Genomic DNA, 15,187 nt, shown 5'->3' with positions numbered 1-15,187 from the left:
CCTGCGGGCGGTTTCTTTTTGCCTGGAGAAAAGTATGGGGGTAGCAGAGCACTTGGAAGTTGCTGGCGCGAAAGGCGGCAGTAGCAAGCCGAAGACGCCTGTTGAGGCACCGGACAGCCTGCAGTCGACCAACATCGCTAGCATTCTGCTGGCCGTAGGTGAGGGAGAGTTTGACGGCACGCCGACCGACCGCGATATCTACCTCGACAACACGCCGATCATGGATGCTGGCGGCAATGTAAACTTCCCCGGTGTGAAGTGGGAGTGGCGCCCCGGCTCTGTGGAGCAGGACTACATCCAGGGTATTCCTGCGATCGAGAACGAGACCACGGTGAACGTCGAGCTGCGCAGCGACAACCCCTTCAGCCGGGCGTTGAGCAACACGCAGCTTTCTGCGGTCCGTGTGCGCATGTCCTGGCCGCGCCTGGTACAGCAGGACAGCAGCGGCAACACCAACGGCTACCGCATCGAATACGCCATCGATGTGGCCACTGACGGCGGCGCGTACGTGGAAGCCCACCTCGGCGCCGTAGACGGCAAAACCACCAACGGCTACCAGCGCTCGGTGCGTGTGAACCTGCCGGCGGCCACCTCCGGCTGGATGCTGCGCGTTCGCCGGATCACTCCGAACGCCAACAGCGGCACCATCGCTGACACGATGACCATCGCCGGTTACACCGAGATCATTGACGAGAAATTGCGGTACCCAAACACCGCTCTGCTGTACATCGAGTTCGATGCCCAGCAGTTCCAGAACATCCCGTCGGTGACAGTGAAATGCAAGGCCAGGCGCTGGCCCGTGCCGAGCAACTACGACCCGGTGGGGCGCACCTACTCCGGCGTGTGGGATGGCACTTTCAAGCAGGCCTGGACCAACAACCCTGCATTCGTGACCTACGGCCTGTGCGTCGAGGATCGTTTTGGCCTGGGCAAGCGCATCAAGTCGTGGATGGTCGACAAGTGGGAGATGTACCGCATCGCCCAGTACTGCGACCAGATGGTGCCGGACGGCGTGGGTGGCCAAGAGCCGCGCTACCTGTGCGACATGAACCTACAGGGCCGCGCCGAGGCCTGGACGCTGCTCCGTGACTTGGCGGCCATCTACCGCGGCATGGTGTACTGGGCCCACGGCTCGCTGTTCATGCAGGCGGACATGCCGCGCGCCCGGGACATCGACTACGTGTTCACCCGGGCCAACGTCATCGACGGTGACTTCGTCTATGGCGGCGCCGAGCGCAACACCCACTACAGCCGGGCCTTGGTCAGCTACGATAATCCAGCCAACAACTACGACACCGACGTCATCCCGGTGACCGATAACGCGCTCCAGCGCCGGTACCGGGACCGCCCGGTGGAGATCTCTGCCATCGGTTGCACCCGTGCTTCCGAGGCTCAGCGCCGCGGTAAATGGGCTCTGCTGAGCAACAGCCAGGATCGCACCGTCACTTTCAAGACCGGCATGGAAGGCCGTATCCCGCTGCCGGGCTACGTGATCCCGGTGGCTGATGAACTGGTGGCGGGCCGGCCGAACGGTGGCCGGATCTCGTCGGCAGCCGGACGCGTCGTGACGCTGGACCGTGACACACCGATCAAGGCCGGGGACCGCCTGATCCTGAACCTGCCGAACGGGACCGCCCAGGCGCGCACCGTGCAGTCTGTCGCCGGCCGCGCAGTAACCGTGACCACCGCGTACAGCGTGCAGCCAGAACCTGAGCTGCAGTGGGCGATCGACTACGACGACCTGGCGGTCCAGCTGTTCCGCGTGCTGAAGACCGTGCGCACCCAGGAGGGTGAATACGAGATCACCGCGCTTGAGTTCAACCCGAGCAAATTCGCGGCCATCGACACGGGCGCCAAGCTGGACGAGCGCCCGATCAGCGTCATCCCGGTCACGACCGTGCAGCCGCCGGCCAGCGTCACACTGTCGTCGGCGCACATGATCGACCAAGGTATCGCGGTCAGCACCATGACCATCGCTTGGCCGGCCGTTGAGGGCGCCGTCGCCTACGACGTGGAATGGCGCAAGGACAACGGCAACTGGATCCGCCTGCAGCGCACCGGGGCGGCCTCTGTCGATGTGGTTGGCATTTACGCTGGTGCCTACCTGGCCCGCGTGCGTGCGGTCAGCGCGTTCGACATCACCTCGATCTGGAAAAGCTCGATCCTGACGCAACTGAACGGCAAGGAGGGCCTGCCGCCAGCGGTGACCTTCCTCAACACCGAAAGCCTGCTGTTCGGCATCAAAATCTCCTGGGGCTTCCCGGTCGGTGCCGAGGACACGCAGCGCACCGAGATTTGGTACAGCGAGGGCACCGACCTCGAGGCGGCCACCAAGCTGGCCGACCTGGCGTACCCGCAGCAGGACTACGTCATGCAGGGCCTTCGTGCCGGGCAGCGGTTCTTTTTCTGGGCGCGGCTGGTGGACCGTACCGGCAACCTCGGGCCGTTCTTCCCCGTCGCGCCGACCGCGATATCCGGCATAGCCAGCGCGGATCCGTCGCCGATTCTGGAGCAGATCACTGGCGAGATTCTTGAGAGCCACCTGGGCAAGGAACTGACCGACCGAATCGACCTGATCGACAAGGACGGGCCAGGCTCGGTCAATGAGCGTCTGGGCGAAGTCCGCAGCGAACTGGACGAGCAGATCAGCGACGTGAACAACCACGTCAATGAGGTGCAGAACGAGCTGCAGCAGCAGATCGACACGATCGCCGACCTGGCCGACTCGATGCCGTACAAGCCCGATCAGGCTTACACCACAGGCCAGAGTGTGCTGGGCGAAGACGGCCGTCTGTACCAGGCCAAGGTCGACGTGCCCGCTGGCAACTCGCCGCCGAGCGCCACCTACTGGACCGACATCGGTCAAGCTGTGCAGGCTGCCAATGGCATGGCCGCGCGCGTGCAGACCGTCGAAACCAAGGTGCAGACCCTGGAAGGCACCTCGACGGCCCAGGCACAGCAGATCACCGGCCTGCAGTCGGGTCTGACCACCACCAATGGAAATGTCGCAGCAGCGCAGCAGGCCGCCCAGGACGCGGCAACGCTGGCCGGCGGCAAGGGCAAGGTTATCGTTCAGTCGGCGGCGCCGGCTGTCGCCGATCGCCTGGCGCAGAACCTGTGGATCGATACTACGGGCAACGCGAACACTCCAAAGCGCTGGAGCGGCACCGCCTGGGTAGCCGTGACCGACAAGGTGGCCACCGATGCCGCTGCTGCGGCGGCCAACGCCCTGGCGGTTGCTCAGACCAAAGCCGACGCATCTGTGGTGCAGAGCCTGACCACCAGGGTGACCGACGCCGAAGGCGCGCTGTCTTCGCAGGGCCAGGCCATCACCGGCCTCAACAACAGCCTGACGACCACGAACCAGAACGTCACGGCAGCGCAGCAAGCCGCTCAGGCGGCTGCCACCGCAGCTGGCGCGAAAGGCGAGGTGATCTACGGCTCGACCGCACCCTCGGCCGACAAGCGCTTGGCCCAGAACCTCTGGATCGATACCACGGGCACCGCCAACACGCCAAAGCGTTGGAACGGATCGGCGTGGGTGGCCGTGACGGACAAGGTGGCAACGGACGCCGCCGCTGCAGCTGCCAGTGCGCTCACCCAGGTGGCGACCAAGGCCGATGCCTCGACGGTTCAGTCCCTGACCAACACCGTGGATCAGCAGGGCGCGGCGATCACTGCCACTGGACAGGCGATCACCAACATCAACACGTCGCTGAACCAGATCGGTAGCGAGAATCTCCTCTACAACCCCTCATTTGAAGCCGGGAGCGGGGCTGTAGCAGATGGGTGGTTTGGCCAGGGTAACGCATCTGGCAGAACCTATTCACTGGTTGCGTCAACCCTTGACCCAGCAGGGAGAGCACAAAGGATCGATTGCACGAGCCTGTCGACATCGGCCTACGCGGAGATAGCTCCTACCGCACAGTACCGAGTTAGGATCAGTCCAGGCGACACTTTCACCTTGTCCGCGCATGTGAGAGGGACGGTAGGGGCGAGGTATGAAATCTACGTCATCACCTACAACAGCAGTATGGTTGGCTCCGGTAACAAGGGTGGTGGTGGGTTGTTGACGGATAGCTGGCAGAGGGTAACCGTCACACATACCATGCCGACGACGGGTGCTTACATGACGGTCTATCTGCGGATAGTGGGCACTGCATCGGTTTCCTCAGGTTTTGTGGAGTTTGATCGGGTCCAGCTGGAGCAGGGTTCTGTGATGTCCGGCTGGCGCGACAACAATGCCGTCTCCGATGCCACTATCGCGGCCAATGCTGCGGCCACGACAGCCCTGACGGGGCGCGTGGCGGCTACGGAACAGGGGCTGACCAGCGCATCCAGCCAACTCACCCAGCTGGACAACTCAATTGGCGATATCGGCGGCGAGAACCTGCTGTACAACCCGTCATTTGTGAAGGTGAACACCAGTGATGCCTCTGTTCCTGATGGCTGGCAGCGCGAAGGCGCTGCGGTAAACAACCCAAGCATGGTGGTTTCGTGGCTGAACCCGGCCGAGAGGGCATTCAGATCTGCTGTAACCGGCGTGACCAACACAACGCCTTACCTGTCGTTGATCCCGACCGCTGCACGGCGGCCTGCTGTTGGTGAGGGTCAGGTTGTAACCTCGTCGGCTTACTTCAGGAGGATGAGCGACTCGGGGCTGTTGTCGGCCAGGCTGTACATCCAGTTCCTGAACGCTGCCGGCACCGTCATTTCTACGCCATCGACAGTGCTAACAGCTATTTCTGTAGGCGGGGTGAGGGTTCAACTCACAGCCACAGCCCCGGCAGGCACGGTCAAAGCGGTCACTTACTTTCGTATATTTGCTCCAACCTCGGCAGCGGTAAACGGGACGTTCGAGATCGCCAGGCCTCAGCTGGAGTACGCCTCCAGGGCAGGCGGATGGCGGGACAATGGTCAGGTAAACGCGGCCGACAACGCCGCCACGTCGGCCGCGGTGGATGGCCTGTCCTCACAGGTCAGTCAGCAGGGAGGGACGCTGGCCAGCGTTGCAAGCCGCACCACGACCCTGGAAAACGCAGTGAACAGCACCACCAATGGCCTGGCCACGAAAGCTTCGGCATCTGCTCTGGACGCGGTGACCAACCGTGTGACGGCGGCGGAGGGGGCGCTCTCTAGTCAGTCCACCAGGATCACCGAACTGAACAACAGTGTCGGGGAAGTCCAGGGCGCGCTTGGATCCTCTGGCCTTGACCCGGCACCGGATGCGCTGTGGCAGTTCGATAGCACAACTGAAGGCTGGGTAGCTGCGGGCGCAACCCTCGCTCAGGGGGCAGGATTCATCAAGATCACTGCCACCAGCGCGGACCCACAACTCCAGAGCGGCACGGCGGCAACGCTGTCTATCACCGGAGGCTTGTACAGTCGCATCCGAGCGCGAATTACCCGGCGCGCTGGTGCCGCCACGGATTGGGATGGCCAACTCTTCTACCAAACCGCCGGCCACGGCTTTGCCGGGAGCTACCGGGCAGTTGCAGCCAACCCAAACCTGGTAGTTGGGCAGTCGGCGGTGGTTGAGTGGGACATGGCCAACCTGGCTTCAGGAGGTACTGACTGGGTGGATAACACCATTACCCGCCTGCGCCTCGATCTGGGGAGTACCAGCGGAGGGGTGTTTGATGTCGACTGGATCGTTGTTGGTCGAGTAGGACCTTCAGCATCCAGCCGAGCAGTGTCGTCGCTTGACTCGAAGGTCACGCAGCAGGGCAGCGATCTGAGCGCCCAGGCGCAGCAGCTCAGCGGCCTGCAGACGTCGGTCGGCAACAACGCCGCCTCCATCCAGCAGGTGTCGCAGGCCCAGACCACGCTCAACGGCAAGGTCAACGCCTCGTACTCGGTGAAACTCCAGGTCACTGCCGGCGGGCAGTACGTCGCAGCAGGCTTCGGCCTGGGCGTGGAGAACAGCGGCGGTGTGCTGCAATCGACGTTCGCTGTGATGGCTGACAAGTTCGCGATATTGAATCCAGCTGGCAATGGGTTTGTGTCCCCGTTTGCCGTACAAGGCGGGCAAGTCTTCCTCAATGAGGCCTTTATTTCGAAGGCGACCATTGTTAATGGCGTTGTGGGGCAGCTTCTGACGTCGGCTGCCTATTCGAACTTTGGTGAGCCAATATTACGATTGGACTTCAATGGAGGGCAGATAATTATGGTTCACCCCACCAGGCAGGCAACTTACACCGTCATCAATCGTGACGGAATTGATATTGTGGTTGATGGTGTTCGTCGAGTCCGCATGGGCGTCTGGGGCTGACTAGTCAAAGAAGGAATTAACCAATGCCGCAAGGTATGCAAATATGGGACGCCCAAGGCCGGCTCGTCATGGACGCAACGAGCCGCATGGCGCGTATAACCTTTGCTTTCGAGACTGGAACGGCTGACGGGGCTATCGGGGTAGCAAGCTTGGGGCTCGGAGGTGAGCCATTTTTCTTTGTGGAAGATAATTCGGCCGACATCGATCTTGCGAATCTGTACGCCTACCCTAACGTTGCTATAAATGGAACGACAGTATCGTGGGGCTTTGTAGACTGGCAATATCGCGGCGTGACTGTCCCGCGTCGAAGTGTTGTTGTTAGGGTAGGGACGTTCTAATGGCTGCCGGATTCCAAGCCTTCTTTGACAACGGTATCTTCCAGATCGACGCAGATGTTCGTCCAGCTACTCTTGCATATCGGCAGGACTTCACCGGGCCGTTCGGCACTCTTAGTACACCGTTCGTGGCTACGCCTTATTACTTCGATATAGGTGTTCCAGCTCATGTCGGTTCAGTGTTCTTCGCCTGCGATACACCAATTTTTATTGCACTCATGTCGAAGGTCGGGACAACTTGGAGGTTTCGCTGCTCGACAACGGCTGTGATCCGGATTTATGGATATGCCGATCAGGACATGCCTTTTTCCAATTCGGGATTTCAGACATTTAGCAGCTCGGGGGTATTGACCTTTGATTCATCGGCGAGATTCCTGAGGCCCGTAAACATCGTGCGAGGCGCAGGCAGTGGCGTCACCATCGGCTGGCCTGGGCCATCGGCCAACTACGCCGCTGGCATTGGCAACTATCCCAAGCGCAGCGTTGGGGCAGCCCAAGCCGGCATCCCTTACTGGGTCATGTTCTCCTATGGAGTCAGCGTCGGCCCTTCAACTTATGGGGTTGGGGAGTCCCCGATCCTGTCCCGTCCTGTTGGAGGCGCGGGAGTTGCGCCGCCCCCAGCATCACCAGCAATGATTGCTCCTACTTTGATGTGCCTGGATGTCACCGGTCATTAACAACCAGCCCTGGAGGGCCATGAAATGCCATATGTCGCTGTAAACATGAGCAATGCCTACGACACTGCCAACAACACTCGATACGCCACTCAGGAAGAGGCCGATACCCGCGCACGGGAGATCTTGAGCCAATTCCCGGCCGCCCAGGTGTTCACCGCCCAGATTCTGAAGGAGTACACCGCCAAGGTTGACATTACCGTGACTGACCCGGCGGAGCCGGTACCAGAAACGCCAGCTGCATGACATTTGCTGCCAGTTACCCAGGCCCGCCTTGAGCGGGCTTCTTTTTGTCTGGAGGAAACCCATGACCCAATCCACCGCTCGAGGCGTGCGCAACAACAACCCCGGGAACATCGATTTCAATCCCCGCAATGCGTGGCAGGGGCAGCTCGGCCTGGAGGAGGGCGTGGGCAAGCCGCGCTTCGCCCGCTTCGACGAAGCCGAGAACGGCATCCGTGCCTTGGGCAAACTGCTGCTGAACTACCGGGGCAAGGACGGCATGCCCGGTGTGGGCCGGCCCGGCATCGACACCCCCATCGAGTTCATCAGCCGCTGGGCGCCGTCGACCGAGAACAACACCCTTGCCTACGCCCAGGCCATCGCCAAGCGTCTCGGTGTCGGCGTGCGTGACTCGATCGACATCAGCAACCCCCGAGTGCTGCGCGAGACCGTCGTGGGCATCATCGTGCACGAGAACGGCGGCAACCCCTACAAGGACCAGGTGATCGACGAGGGTGTGCGGAGGGCCTTGGCATGAAGTCGTGGGCAATCAGATCGTTGATCCTGCTGGTGCTGCTTGCGTCCTACTGGGGCATGTACCAGCACGGCAGGGCAGTAGAACGCGCCGAGGCCGCCCGGGCATCAGCGGAACGTGACAGTGGCGACCGTCTGGCCGAAGTGATCGGCGAGCGCGGCGCCCGACAGGAAGAACAGCGACGCGCCCAGGCGCAGGAGGAGGCGAGAGCCCATGCCCAGGAAGAACGAACGACTGCTGATGCTGGCGCTGCTGGTGCCGATGCTGCTGGCCAGCGGCTGCGCGACGAAGGCGCCAAGCTCGCCGCCACCGTCAGTTGCCCCGGCACGGATACCGCCGCTATCTCCCGAGGCCAGGCAGCCACCCGCGCCGCTATGGTGCTCTCCGAACTGCGCGACCGGGCTGATGCACGAGCGGGAGAGCTGGCGAAAGCTTATGACCAAGCCCGAATAGCGGGCCAGCTCTGCGAGAGGTCCTATAATGCGCTGATCAACTGATCGGAGCAGGTAATGGAAAAGCGCACCTTCATCGGGATGATTGAGGCGGGAGAGCCCCTGTTGAAGGAGGCTCTGGATGCCATGCGCGCATATCACCAGGCGCAGGATGAAGGGAGGCCCGCTGAGGAGATCGAGCGGCTGCACCTGCTGGCCGAGTCGCTGTTCCAAGTGGTCTGCGACTACCAGCTGCGGGTGGTGGCGAAAGCCCGCGGCCAGGAACTCCCGCCTCTCCACTGATGCCGCCGACCGGCTATTGCTGTCGGCGTGATCTGGGTTATACGATACTGTATCGATATACAGTGTTGGTGCCCAATGTACTTCCTTCTCGTCCGCCGCCGCGTGAATGGCCTAGCCATCCCCTCTGATCAGCTCAGGAAGATCCAGCCCCTGCGCGCTGACATCCACATAGGCGATCATCACAGCGAGCCGCTTGGCCGGGTCGCCACGCAGGCCTGGGTGTTCAATCCGACGCCGGGCCCGGACATCATCCCGCGCCTGCACGACGCCAAGGTCAACGGCATGGCCCAGCTCGGGATGAACATCAACGGGGTCGAGGATATCGACGGCGTGCTGTATGCGCAGTCCTGGTGGTGCAGGGCAGAATGATGGACGGGATTCCTCAGGCTTGGCTGGATGAACTGAACGACCAATTCGCCCTGGTCACGGACCCCGAGGGGCGCGCCGCCGTTCTTGATGAGATGGCCTATGCCGCTCATCGTCGGCGCGAGGTGAGCGCCGAGAGCCTGGTCGACATGCTGGAGCTGTCTGAGGCTGCCAGGGCGTGGGGGTTGATGGAGATCGAGGAGGCGTACCACATCGGCCTGTTCAGTTACGAGAATTTGAAAAGCTGGGAAGGTGACGAGCCAGGACGGATCGTGATCGGCAGGACGCCGGGGTGGGGCGCATAGGCTGTCTAAAACCGCTCGGTAGTTTCTCGGTTTTACTGGGCGAAAGTCGCCCAAACTCGCGAATGCATATTAGACAGGTTCGACGCATAGGCCGCAAACGGCGCGGCCTGAGGTCGATTTTCCACACTACTGCTGCATTACCAAAAGCTGTAGGTCAGATTGACCAGGCGTATAGCCTTACCCCCTGGCGCTCCACAGTTTCCCGAGCAATTGAAAGAATCGATCTAAGTCGATCTCGGCTTGAAAACTGCTTTCCGTCCAGCTGGCAGGAGAACATGGTTTCGTCCAGAGAGTTAAACACCCTGAAGCCCACTAGGGTGCCGGCATCATCGAGGGCGGCTTCACAGCGAAAAGGTTCGAAAGCAGCCCTGATAATTTCTAGCGCGTACTCCTGCGACAAACGTTCAGCCATTGCGACTCCCTATCAGCTGATGAATATCAACGTTAATCTCTGTGCGAGTCGAAGTACAGCCCTGAGCTGGTTGTGTTCTGGGCAGATTATCGATTCCAAAAATGAAACGTCGACCCTTGCAGTATGCGGCCTGCAGCCGTGCCGTTTCCTCGTTGTTTTGGAATCGATTCCGGTGCCGGCGCCGCTTGGATCGGATGCGTGTACCACGGTCTTGAAATCCGCTGACGGCCATGGGCAGCCTGGAAAACCTTCCCCAAAATGCATCCGTAAACGCCTGATTCTATTGTATCCATTTGTACAAGGTAAGAGCCTGTTTATGGGCTGTGAATTTCATACAACTATCTGATTTTAAAGGCTTTTACTGATGTCTTGGGGGTGTAACTGGCCCGAGAACAGATACAGGAGGAAGCAGTTCACAGGCCTGGGCGACACACATGAGATACCTGGCGAACGTGTAATGGCTCTCGACCGGGGAGTGCTGATCCCCACCTTCAACGTGTTGCAAGGAGAGTTGCCATGAACTTCAAGACCCTCGCCAGCGCCAGCCTGTTTGCCGTACTGGGCTTCGCCGCCGTCGTCGCCAATGCCAGCGCCACATCGATGAACGACGCCAGCGTCATGCAGTACCGCTACGGTGACCATCTGGATGTGAAGCGGGTATTGTCGGTGAAGGACGACCACAGCAATGCTTGTGGCCCGGTCAACACCCGCATGGACTACCTCGACTCCAAAGGCCAGAAGGAGAGCGTTGAATACCGTTCCTACGCCACGAGCGGTTGCCATGACAATTGACCGCCGGCTGCTGTTGAAAGTGGGGGGCGTGGCCTTGGCGCTGGTTGGCCTGGGCCTCGCCGGAGGGCAACTGATGGCCCGCGACAATTATGGCGCCATGCCGTCGCTGTCCGGGGCCAGCGAATGGCTCAACTCGCCGCCGCTGGGCGCGCCGACGCTCAAGGGCAAGGTGGTGCTGGTGGACTTCTGGACCTGGGATTGCATCAACTGCCAGCGCAGCCTGCCGCATGTCAACGACTGGGCACGGCGCTATGCCGACCAGGGTTTGGTGGTGATCGGGGTGCATACGCCGGAGTACGACTACGAGCATGATGTGGGGCAGTTGAAGAGCAAGGTGGCCAGCCTGGGTATCGCTTACCCGGTGGCGGTAGACAACGATTACCAGGTGTGGAATGCCTGGGGTAACCAGTTCTGGCCAGCGCACTATTTTGTCGATCGGCAGGGGCAGGTGCGGCATGTGCACTTCGGTGAGGGTGACTATGCCGGTCAGGAGAAAGTCATACAGGCGTTGCTGGATGAAAAAGGCTGAGTTGCGGGTTTGCCCTCATTGCCAGCAGGCAGCAATGAGGGCGGGACGGGCTCAGGAGAAACTGGCGAAATGTGCCTGCATCCGCTCGGCATCCGCCGGTTTGCCACTGAACAGCTCGAACGCCTTCACCGCCTGGAACACCGCCATGTTGCTGCCATCCAGCGTGCGGCAACCCAGCGCGCGTGCTGCTTTGAGCAGTTCGGTCTCAAGCGGGAAATAGATGATTTCAGCGACCCACAGGCGCGGGTGCAACAGTTCCACCGGCAGCGGAGTACCTGGCAGCTTGGCCATGCCCACCGGTGTGGTGTTGACCAGGCCATCGGCCTCGGCCACTTCGGCCGCCAGGTCCGTTCCCAGTACCGCCCGGCCCGGGCCGAAATGGCCGTTGAGGTTGTCGACCAGTGCCTGGGCACGGGCCGCATCCACTTCGAACAACACCAGTTGCTCGACCCCTTCGCTGAGCAGCGCATGGGCCACCGCCGAGCCGGCACCGCCAGCGCCCATCTGCACCACGCGCCGGCGCGACACATCCGGCAATCCACGGCGCAGGCCTTCGGCAAAGCCCAGGCAGTCGGTATTGTGGCCGACCCGCTTTCCGTCCTTGAGCACCACCGTGTTGACCGCGCCAATGCCGCGCGCCTCGTCCGACAGCTCATCGAGCAGCGGCAGGATCGCCTGCTTGAATGGGTAAGTGATGTTGAGCCCGGTAAAACCGGTGTGCTGGGCGGCATCGAGCAGCTGCGCCAGGGCGCTGTCTTCAAGCTTGAGCTGGTCGGCGTCGATCAGCCGATAGAGGTAGCGCAGCTGCTGGGCGTCGCCTTCATGCTCGTGCAGGGCAGGGGTGCGCGACAGCTGGATGCCACGGCCGATCAGGCCGGCAAGGATGGCGGGCTGGCTCATGCGCGCGACTCCTGGAGCATCTCGGCGAAGTGGCTCAGGGCCATGCGATAGCCGTGGCTGCCCAGGCCGCAGATCACCCCGACGGCAATCGACGAAACGAACGACAGGTGGCGGAACGGCTCGCGCTTGTGGACGTTGGACAGGTGTACTTCGATAACCGGCAGCTCGCTGGCCACCAGGGCGTCGCGGATCGCCACCGAGGTGTGGGTCCAGGCGCCGGGGTTGATCACGATACCGGCGCAGCGACCGCGGGCGGAGTGGATCCAGTCGATCAGTTCGCCTTCGTGGTTGGTCTGGCGGAATTCGATTTCCAGGCCGTGGGCATGGGCAGTATCTGCGCAACCCTGGGCCAGGTCGGCGAGGGTTTCATGGCCATACTGAGTGGGTTCGCGGGTCCCCAGCATGTTCAGGTTGGGGCCGTTGAGCACGAGAATAAGGGGCTTCATGGCGGGCATCGCTTTTGTTGTTGTTGAATGCCTCTATGTTTGTACTGGGTGGTTAATTTCGTCAATTGGGTCGGCTGCCGCATGGGGGCAAAGTGGGCGATTATCGGACTCATTTACTTCGTCAGCCGGATTACAGAATTGTAATTTTCATGCCACCACCTCGATAACCACCCGTCCTTACAGTTCCTCGCCAACGCACGCCGACGAGGACGCCCGAAATGCCCACTCCCCGTAAGATCGCCTTGCTCAGCCTGTTGCTGGCGACCACCGCCAGCGCCCAGGCCGGGCAAGGCATGAGCCTGCCCGAGGCGCTTAGCGCCGCCTTTGCCAACAACCCTGAATTGGCCGCAGCCGCTCGTGAAATCGGTATCGCCGAGGGCGAACGAATGCAGGCTGGATTGATCCCCAACCCTGAACTGGCCTGGGAAATCGAGGACACCCGCCGCGATTCCAGCACCACTACCGTGACCCTCAGCCAGCCACTGGAGCTGGGCGGCAAGCGCGGTGCGCGCATTGCTGTGGCCGGTGCCGGCCAGGCCATTGCACGGCTGGACCTCGAGCGCCAGCGCAATGGCCTGCGCGCCGATGTGGTGCAGGCGTATCACGCCGCCCTGCGCGCGCAAACAGCCGTGGAGCTGGCTCAGCAGTCGCAGGCGCTGACCGAGCGTGGTCTGCGTGTGGCACAGGGCCGGGTCAGCGCAGGCCAGTCGTCGCCGGTAGAAGCCACCCGCGCGCAGGTGCAGCTGGCCCAGGCCAACGCCGAGCAACGCCGTGCCGAAACCCAACGTACCGTGGCCTACCAGGCGCTGGCTCGGTTGACCGGCAGCCCGCTGGCGACCTTCGACCAGTTGTCAGCGAGCCACCTGTCACCCGGCCAGGCCCCTTCAGCCGATACCCTGCTCGGCCAGGTCGAACAAACCGCCGAATGGCGCCTGGCAGCCGCGCAGGTCGAGCGCGGTGAAGCCTCATTGGGCTCGGAAAAGGCCCTGCGCATTCCCAACCTCACCGTCAGTGTCGGCAGCCAGTACAGCCGCGAGGACCGTGAGCGGGTCAACGTGGTGGGGCTGTCGATGCCCTTGCCGTTGTTCGACCGCAACCAGGGCAATGTGCTGGCGGCCGCACGCCGTGCCGACCAGGCCCGCGACTTGCGCAACACGGTCGAGCTGCGCCTGCGCAGCGAAACCCGCAGCGCCGTCGATCAATGGCGCACGGCGATGCAGGAGGTTCAAGCCTACGACCGCACCATCCTGCCCGCGGCCCAGCAGGCGGTGGACACCGCCACCCGCGGCTTCGAAATGGGCAAGTTCGCCTTCCTCGACGTGCTCGATGCCCAGCGCACGCTGATCGACGCCCGCGGGCTGTACCTCGAGGCACTGGCCTCGGCGACCGATGCACGGGCACAGGTCGAGCGCATCTATGGCGACCTTGATGGGTTGAGCAAAAAATCGAGCAACAGGAGCAACAATGACTAACCCCCGCAAACTCGCTCTGCTGGCCGCTGCCATTGCCGTTTTCGGCATGGGTGGCCTGGCCTGGACCGGTAACGATGGCCAGGCCAGCAAAAGCGAGGCCCGGCACGACGACCAAGGTGAAGACAGCCACGCTCACGATGAAGAGGCCGGCGAACAACACCAGGAAGAGGAAGGCGCCCTGCACCTGTCGATCGCCCAGATCGAGGCGGCCGGCATTCAACTTGCCGCGGCCGCTCCGCGTGAACTGAGCACCGCCATCAGCTTCCCCGGTGAGATCCGTTTCGACGAAGACCGCACCGCCCATGTGGTACCACGGGTGCCGGGGGTGGTCGAGTCGGTGCAGGCCGAACTCGGCCAGGCGGTCAAGCGCGGCCAGGTGTTGGCGGTGATCGCCAGCCAGCAGATCTCTGATCTGCGCAGCGAGCAGCAGGCCGCCCAGCGCCGCCTTGAACTGGCGCGCCTGACCTTCCAGCGCGAGCAGCAACTGTGGCAGGAACGTATCAGCGCCGAGCAGGATTACCTGCAGGCGCGCCAGGCCTTGCAAGAGGCCGAGATCGCCCTGGCCAATGCCCGGCAGAAGGTGGCCGCCGTCGGCCCGGCAGGTGCAGGTAGCCGCTACGAACTGCGCGCCCCCTTCGATGCCGTGGTGGTGGAAAAGCACCTGACCGTGGGCGAAGTCGTCGACGCGACCAGCAATGCCTTCACGCTGTCCGACCTGAGCCGGGTCTGGGCCACCTTCGCGGTCGCACCGCGCGATCTGGCCCGGGTCACCACGGGGCGCAGCGTGACCGTCAGCGCACCGGACCTCGGTGCCGAGGTCGAGGGCAAGGTCAACTACGTCGGCAGCCTGCTCGGCGAGCAGAACCGCGCCGCCACCGTGCGCGCCACCCTGGCCAACCCCGCCGGCGCCTGGCGCCCCGGGCTGTTCGTCAACGTCGCGGTCAATGTCGAGCGCTTCAATGCCGCTGTCGTCGTGCCCGAAAGCGCGTTGCAGAACTGGGAGGAGCAGACCGTGGTGTTCGCCCGCACCGACGAAGGTTTCGAGGCCCGCCCGGTGAAGACTGGCCGCCGCGACGCAGGCCAGGTGGAGATCACCGCAGGCCTGGCCGCCGGCACCCAGGTGGCGGCCGCTGGCAGCTTCGTCCTCAAGTCCGAACTCGGCAAGGCTTCTGCCGAGCACAGCCATTGATCGCG

General features: G+C 62.5%; 15 protein-coding genes. 12 read left to right on the top strand and 3 right to left on the bottom strand.

From position 1 onward, the window contains the following. The first annotated feature begins 34 nt into the window (after positions 1–34). From gpJ to OCX61_RS17080, 8 genes are all read left to right on the top strand, one after another. Entirely contained in the window at positions 35–6,271 is a 6,237-nt protein-coding gene (gene gpJ, locus OCX61_RS27220) for a TipJ family phage tail tip protein (protein WP_315973257.1), read from the top strand. A gap of 337 nt (positions 6,272–6,608) precedes the next feature. Beyond that, positions 6,609–7,283 carry a hypothetical protein gene (locus OCX61_RS17110; RefSeq protein ID WP_261940582.1) on the top strand — a complete coding sequence of 225 codons (675 nt, stop codon included), beginning with the start codon at positions 6,609–6,611 and terminating at the stop codon, positions 7,281–7,283. 24 nt (positions 7,284–7,307) lie between these two features. Then, a complete protein-coding gene (locus tag OCX61_RS17105) occupies positions 7,308–7,526 on the top strand; it encodes a hypothetical protein (RefSeq protein ID WP_261940581.1) in 219 nt (72 codons plus the stop codon). A gap of 61 nt (positions 7,527–7,587) precedes the next feature. After that, the gene (locus OCX61_RS17100; protein ID WP_261940580.1) at positions 7,588–8,040 is read left to right on the top strand and encodes a structural protein P5; all 453 of its coding nucleotides are present in this window, start codon (positions 7,588–7,590) and stop codon (positions 8,038–8,040) included. Beyond that, a complete protein-coding gene (locus OCX61_RS17095) occupies positions 8,037–8,534 on the top strand; it encodes a DUF2514 domain-containing protein (RefSeq protein WP_261940579.1) in 498 nt (165 codons plus the stop codon). Before OCX61_RS17100 ends, OCX61_RS17095 begins: the two co-directional genes overlap by 4 nt. 12 nt (positions 8,535–8,546) lie before the next feature. After that, positions 8,547–8,771 (top strand): hypothetical protein, encoded by a 225-nt coding sequence (locus OCX61_RS17090; protein WP_261940578.1) that lies wholly within the window; start codon positions 8,547–8,549, stop codon positions 8,769–8,771. 75 nt (positions 8,772–8,846) lie between these two features. Next, positions 8,847–9,140: a hypothetical protein gene (locus tag OCX61_RS17085; RefSeq protein ID WP_197896042.1), complete on the top strand. Its 294-nt coding sequence runs from the start codon at positions 8,847–8,849 to the stop codon at positions 9,138–9,140. Beyond that, a complete protein-coding gene (locus OCX61_RS17080; RefSeq protein WP_197896043.1) occupies positions 9,137–9,442 on the top strand; it encodes a hypothetical protein in 306 nt (101 codons plus the stop codon). The genes OCX61_RS17085 and OCX61_RS17080 overlap by 4 nt, the downstream gene beginning before the upstream one ends. A 154-nt stretch (positions 9,443–9,596) precedes the next feature. On the opposite strand, the gene OCX61_RS17075 is transcribed toward OCX61_RS17080, so the two are convergent. Continuing rightward, entirely contained in the window at positions 9,597–9,854 is a 258-nt protein-coding gene (locus OCX61_RS17075) for a hypothetical protein (protein WP_261940577.1), read from the bottom strand. 516 nt (positions 9,855–10,370) lie between these two features. On the opposite strand from OCX61_RS17075, the gene OCX61_RS17070 reads away from it, so the two are divergent. Together OCX61_RS17070 and OCX61_RS17065 are read left to right on the top strand one after the other, a co-directional pair. After that, positions 10,371–10,646, top strand: coding sequence for a DUF2790 domain-containing protein (locus OCX61_RS17070; protein ID WP_261940576.1), 276 nt, complete (start codon positions 10,371–10,373; stop codon positions 10,644–10,646). Next, complete coding sequence (locus OCX61_RS17065) at positions 10,636–11,175, top strand: thioredoxin family protein (protein ID WP_261940575.1); 540 nt, start codon at positions 10,636–10,638, stop codon at positions 11,173–11,175. The genes OCX61_RS17070 and OCX61_RS17065 overlap by 11 nt, the downstream gene beginning before the upstream one ends. 51 nt (positions 11,176–11,226) lie before the next feature. Here the strand turns inward: OCX61_RS17065 and OCX61_RS17060 are convergent, their stop codons facing one another. Together OCX61_RS17060 and aroQ are read right to left on the bottom strand one after the other, a co-directional pair. After that, positions 11,227–12,075, bottom strand: a complete 849-nt coding sequence (locus OCX61_RS17060) for a shikimate dehydrogenase (RefSeq protein ID WP_261940574.1) — start codon at positions 12,073–12,075, stop codon at positions 11,227–11,229. Then, positions 12,072–12,521: a type II 3-dehydroquinate dehydratase gene (gene aroQ, locus OCX61_RS17055; protein ID WP_261940573.1), complete on the bottom strand. Its 450-nt coding sequence runs from the start codon at positions 12,519–12,521 to the stop codon at positions 12,072–12,074. Before aroQ ends, OCX61_RS17060 begins: the two co-directional genes overlap by 4 nt. 218 nt (positions 12,522–12,739) lie before the next feature. Between aroQ and OCX61_RS17050 the strand changes: the two genes are divergently transcribed. Continuing rightward, a complete protein-coding gene (locus OCX61_RS17050; protein WP_261940572.1) occupies positions 12,740–13,993 on the top strand; it encodes a TolC family protein in 1,254 nt (417 codons plus the stop codon). Then, positions 13,986–15,182, top strand: a complete 1,197-nt coding sequence (locus OCX61_RS17045; RefSeq protein WP_261940571.1) for an efflux RND transporter periplasmic adaptor subunit — start codon at positions 13,986–13,988, stop codon at positions 15,180–15,182. Before OCX61_RS17050 ends, OCX61_RS17045 begins: the two co-directional genes overlap by 8 nt. Positions 15,183–15,187 lie beyond the last annotated feature (5 nt).

It is taken from the genome of Pseudomonas sp. LRP2-20 (genome assembly GCF_024349685.1).
In the GTDB taxonomy this organism is placed as follows: domain Bacteria; phylum Pseudomonadota; class Gammaproteobacteria; order Pseudomonadales; family Pseudomonadaceae; genus Aquipseudomonas.
The sequence above is the reverse complement of the archived record's forward strand: the minus strand, read 5'-3'. Positions and strand labels throughout refer to the sequence as shown.

What these genes read in the sequence shown, in the direction of transcription:
- OCX61_RS17080 (WP_197896043.1), top strand. Translation starts at nt 9,137, where the DNA reads ATGATGGACGGGATTCCTCAGGCTTGGCTGGATGAACTGAACGACCAA.
- aroQ (WP_261940573.1), bottom strand. Translation starts at nt 12,521, where the DNA reads ATGAAGCCCCTTATTCTCGTGCTCAACGGCCCCAACCTGAACATGCTG.
- OCX61_RS17095 (WP_261940579.1), top strand. Translation starts at nt 8,037, where the DNA reads ATGAAGTCGTGGGCAATCAGATCGTTGATCCTGCTGGTGCTGCTTGCG.
- OCX61_RS17085 (WP_197896042.1), top strand. Translation starts at nt 8,847, where the DNA reads ATGTACTTCCTTCTCGTCCGCCGCCGCGTGAATGGCCTAGCCATCCCC.
- OCX61_RS17050 (WP_261940572.1), top strand. Translation starts at nt 12,740, where the DNA reads ATGCCCACTCCCCGTAAGATCGCCTTGCTCAGCCTGTTGCTGGCGACC.
- OCX61_RS17045 (WP_261940571.1), top strand. Translation starts at nt 13,986, where the DNA reads ATGACTAACCCCCGCAAACTCGCTCTGCTGGCCGCTGCCATTGCCGTT.
- OCX61_RS17070 (WP_261940576.1), top strand. Translation starts at nt 10,371, where the DNA reads ATGAACTTCAAGACCCTCGCCAGCGCCAGCCTGTTTGCCGTACTGGGC.
- OCX61_RS17110 (WP_261940582.1), top strand. Translation starts at nt 6,609, where the DNA reads ATGGCTGCCGGATTCCAAGCCTTCTTTGACAACGGTATCTTCCAGATC.
- gpJ (WP_315973257.1), top strand. Translation starts at nt 35, where the DNA reads ATGGGGGTAGCAGAGCACTTGGAAGTTGCTGGCGCGAAAGGCGGCAGT.
- OCX61_RS17105 (WP_261940581.1), top strand. Translation starts at nt 7,308, where the DNA reads ATGCCATATGTCGCTGTAAACATGAGCAATGCCTACGACACTGCCAAC.
- OCX61_RS17065 (WP_261940575.1), top strand. Translation starts at nt 10,636, where the DNA reads ATGACAATTGACCGCCGGCTGCTGTTGAAAGTGGGGGGCGTGGCCTTG.
- OCX61_RS17090 (WP_261940578.1), top strand. Translation starts at nt 8,547, where the DNA reads ATGGAAAAGCGCACCTTCATCGGGATGATTGAGGCGGGAGAGCCCCTG.
- OCX61_RS17100 (WP_261940580.1), top strand. Translation starts at nt 7,588, where the DNA reads ATGACCCAATCCACCGCTCGAGGCGTGCGCAACAACAACCCCGGGAAC.
- OCX61_RS17060 (WP_261940574.1), bottom strand. Translation starts at nt 12,075, where the DNA reads ATGAGCCAGCCCGCCATCCTTGCCGGCCTGATCGGCCGTGGCATCCAG.
- OCX61_RS17075 (WP_261940577.1), bottom strand. Translation starts at nt 9,854, where the DNA reads ATGGCTGAACGTTTGTCGCAGGAGTACGCGCTAGAAATTATCAGGGCT.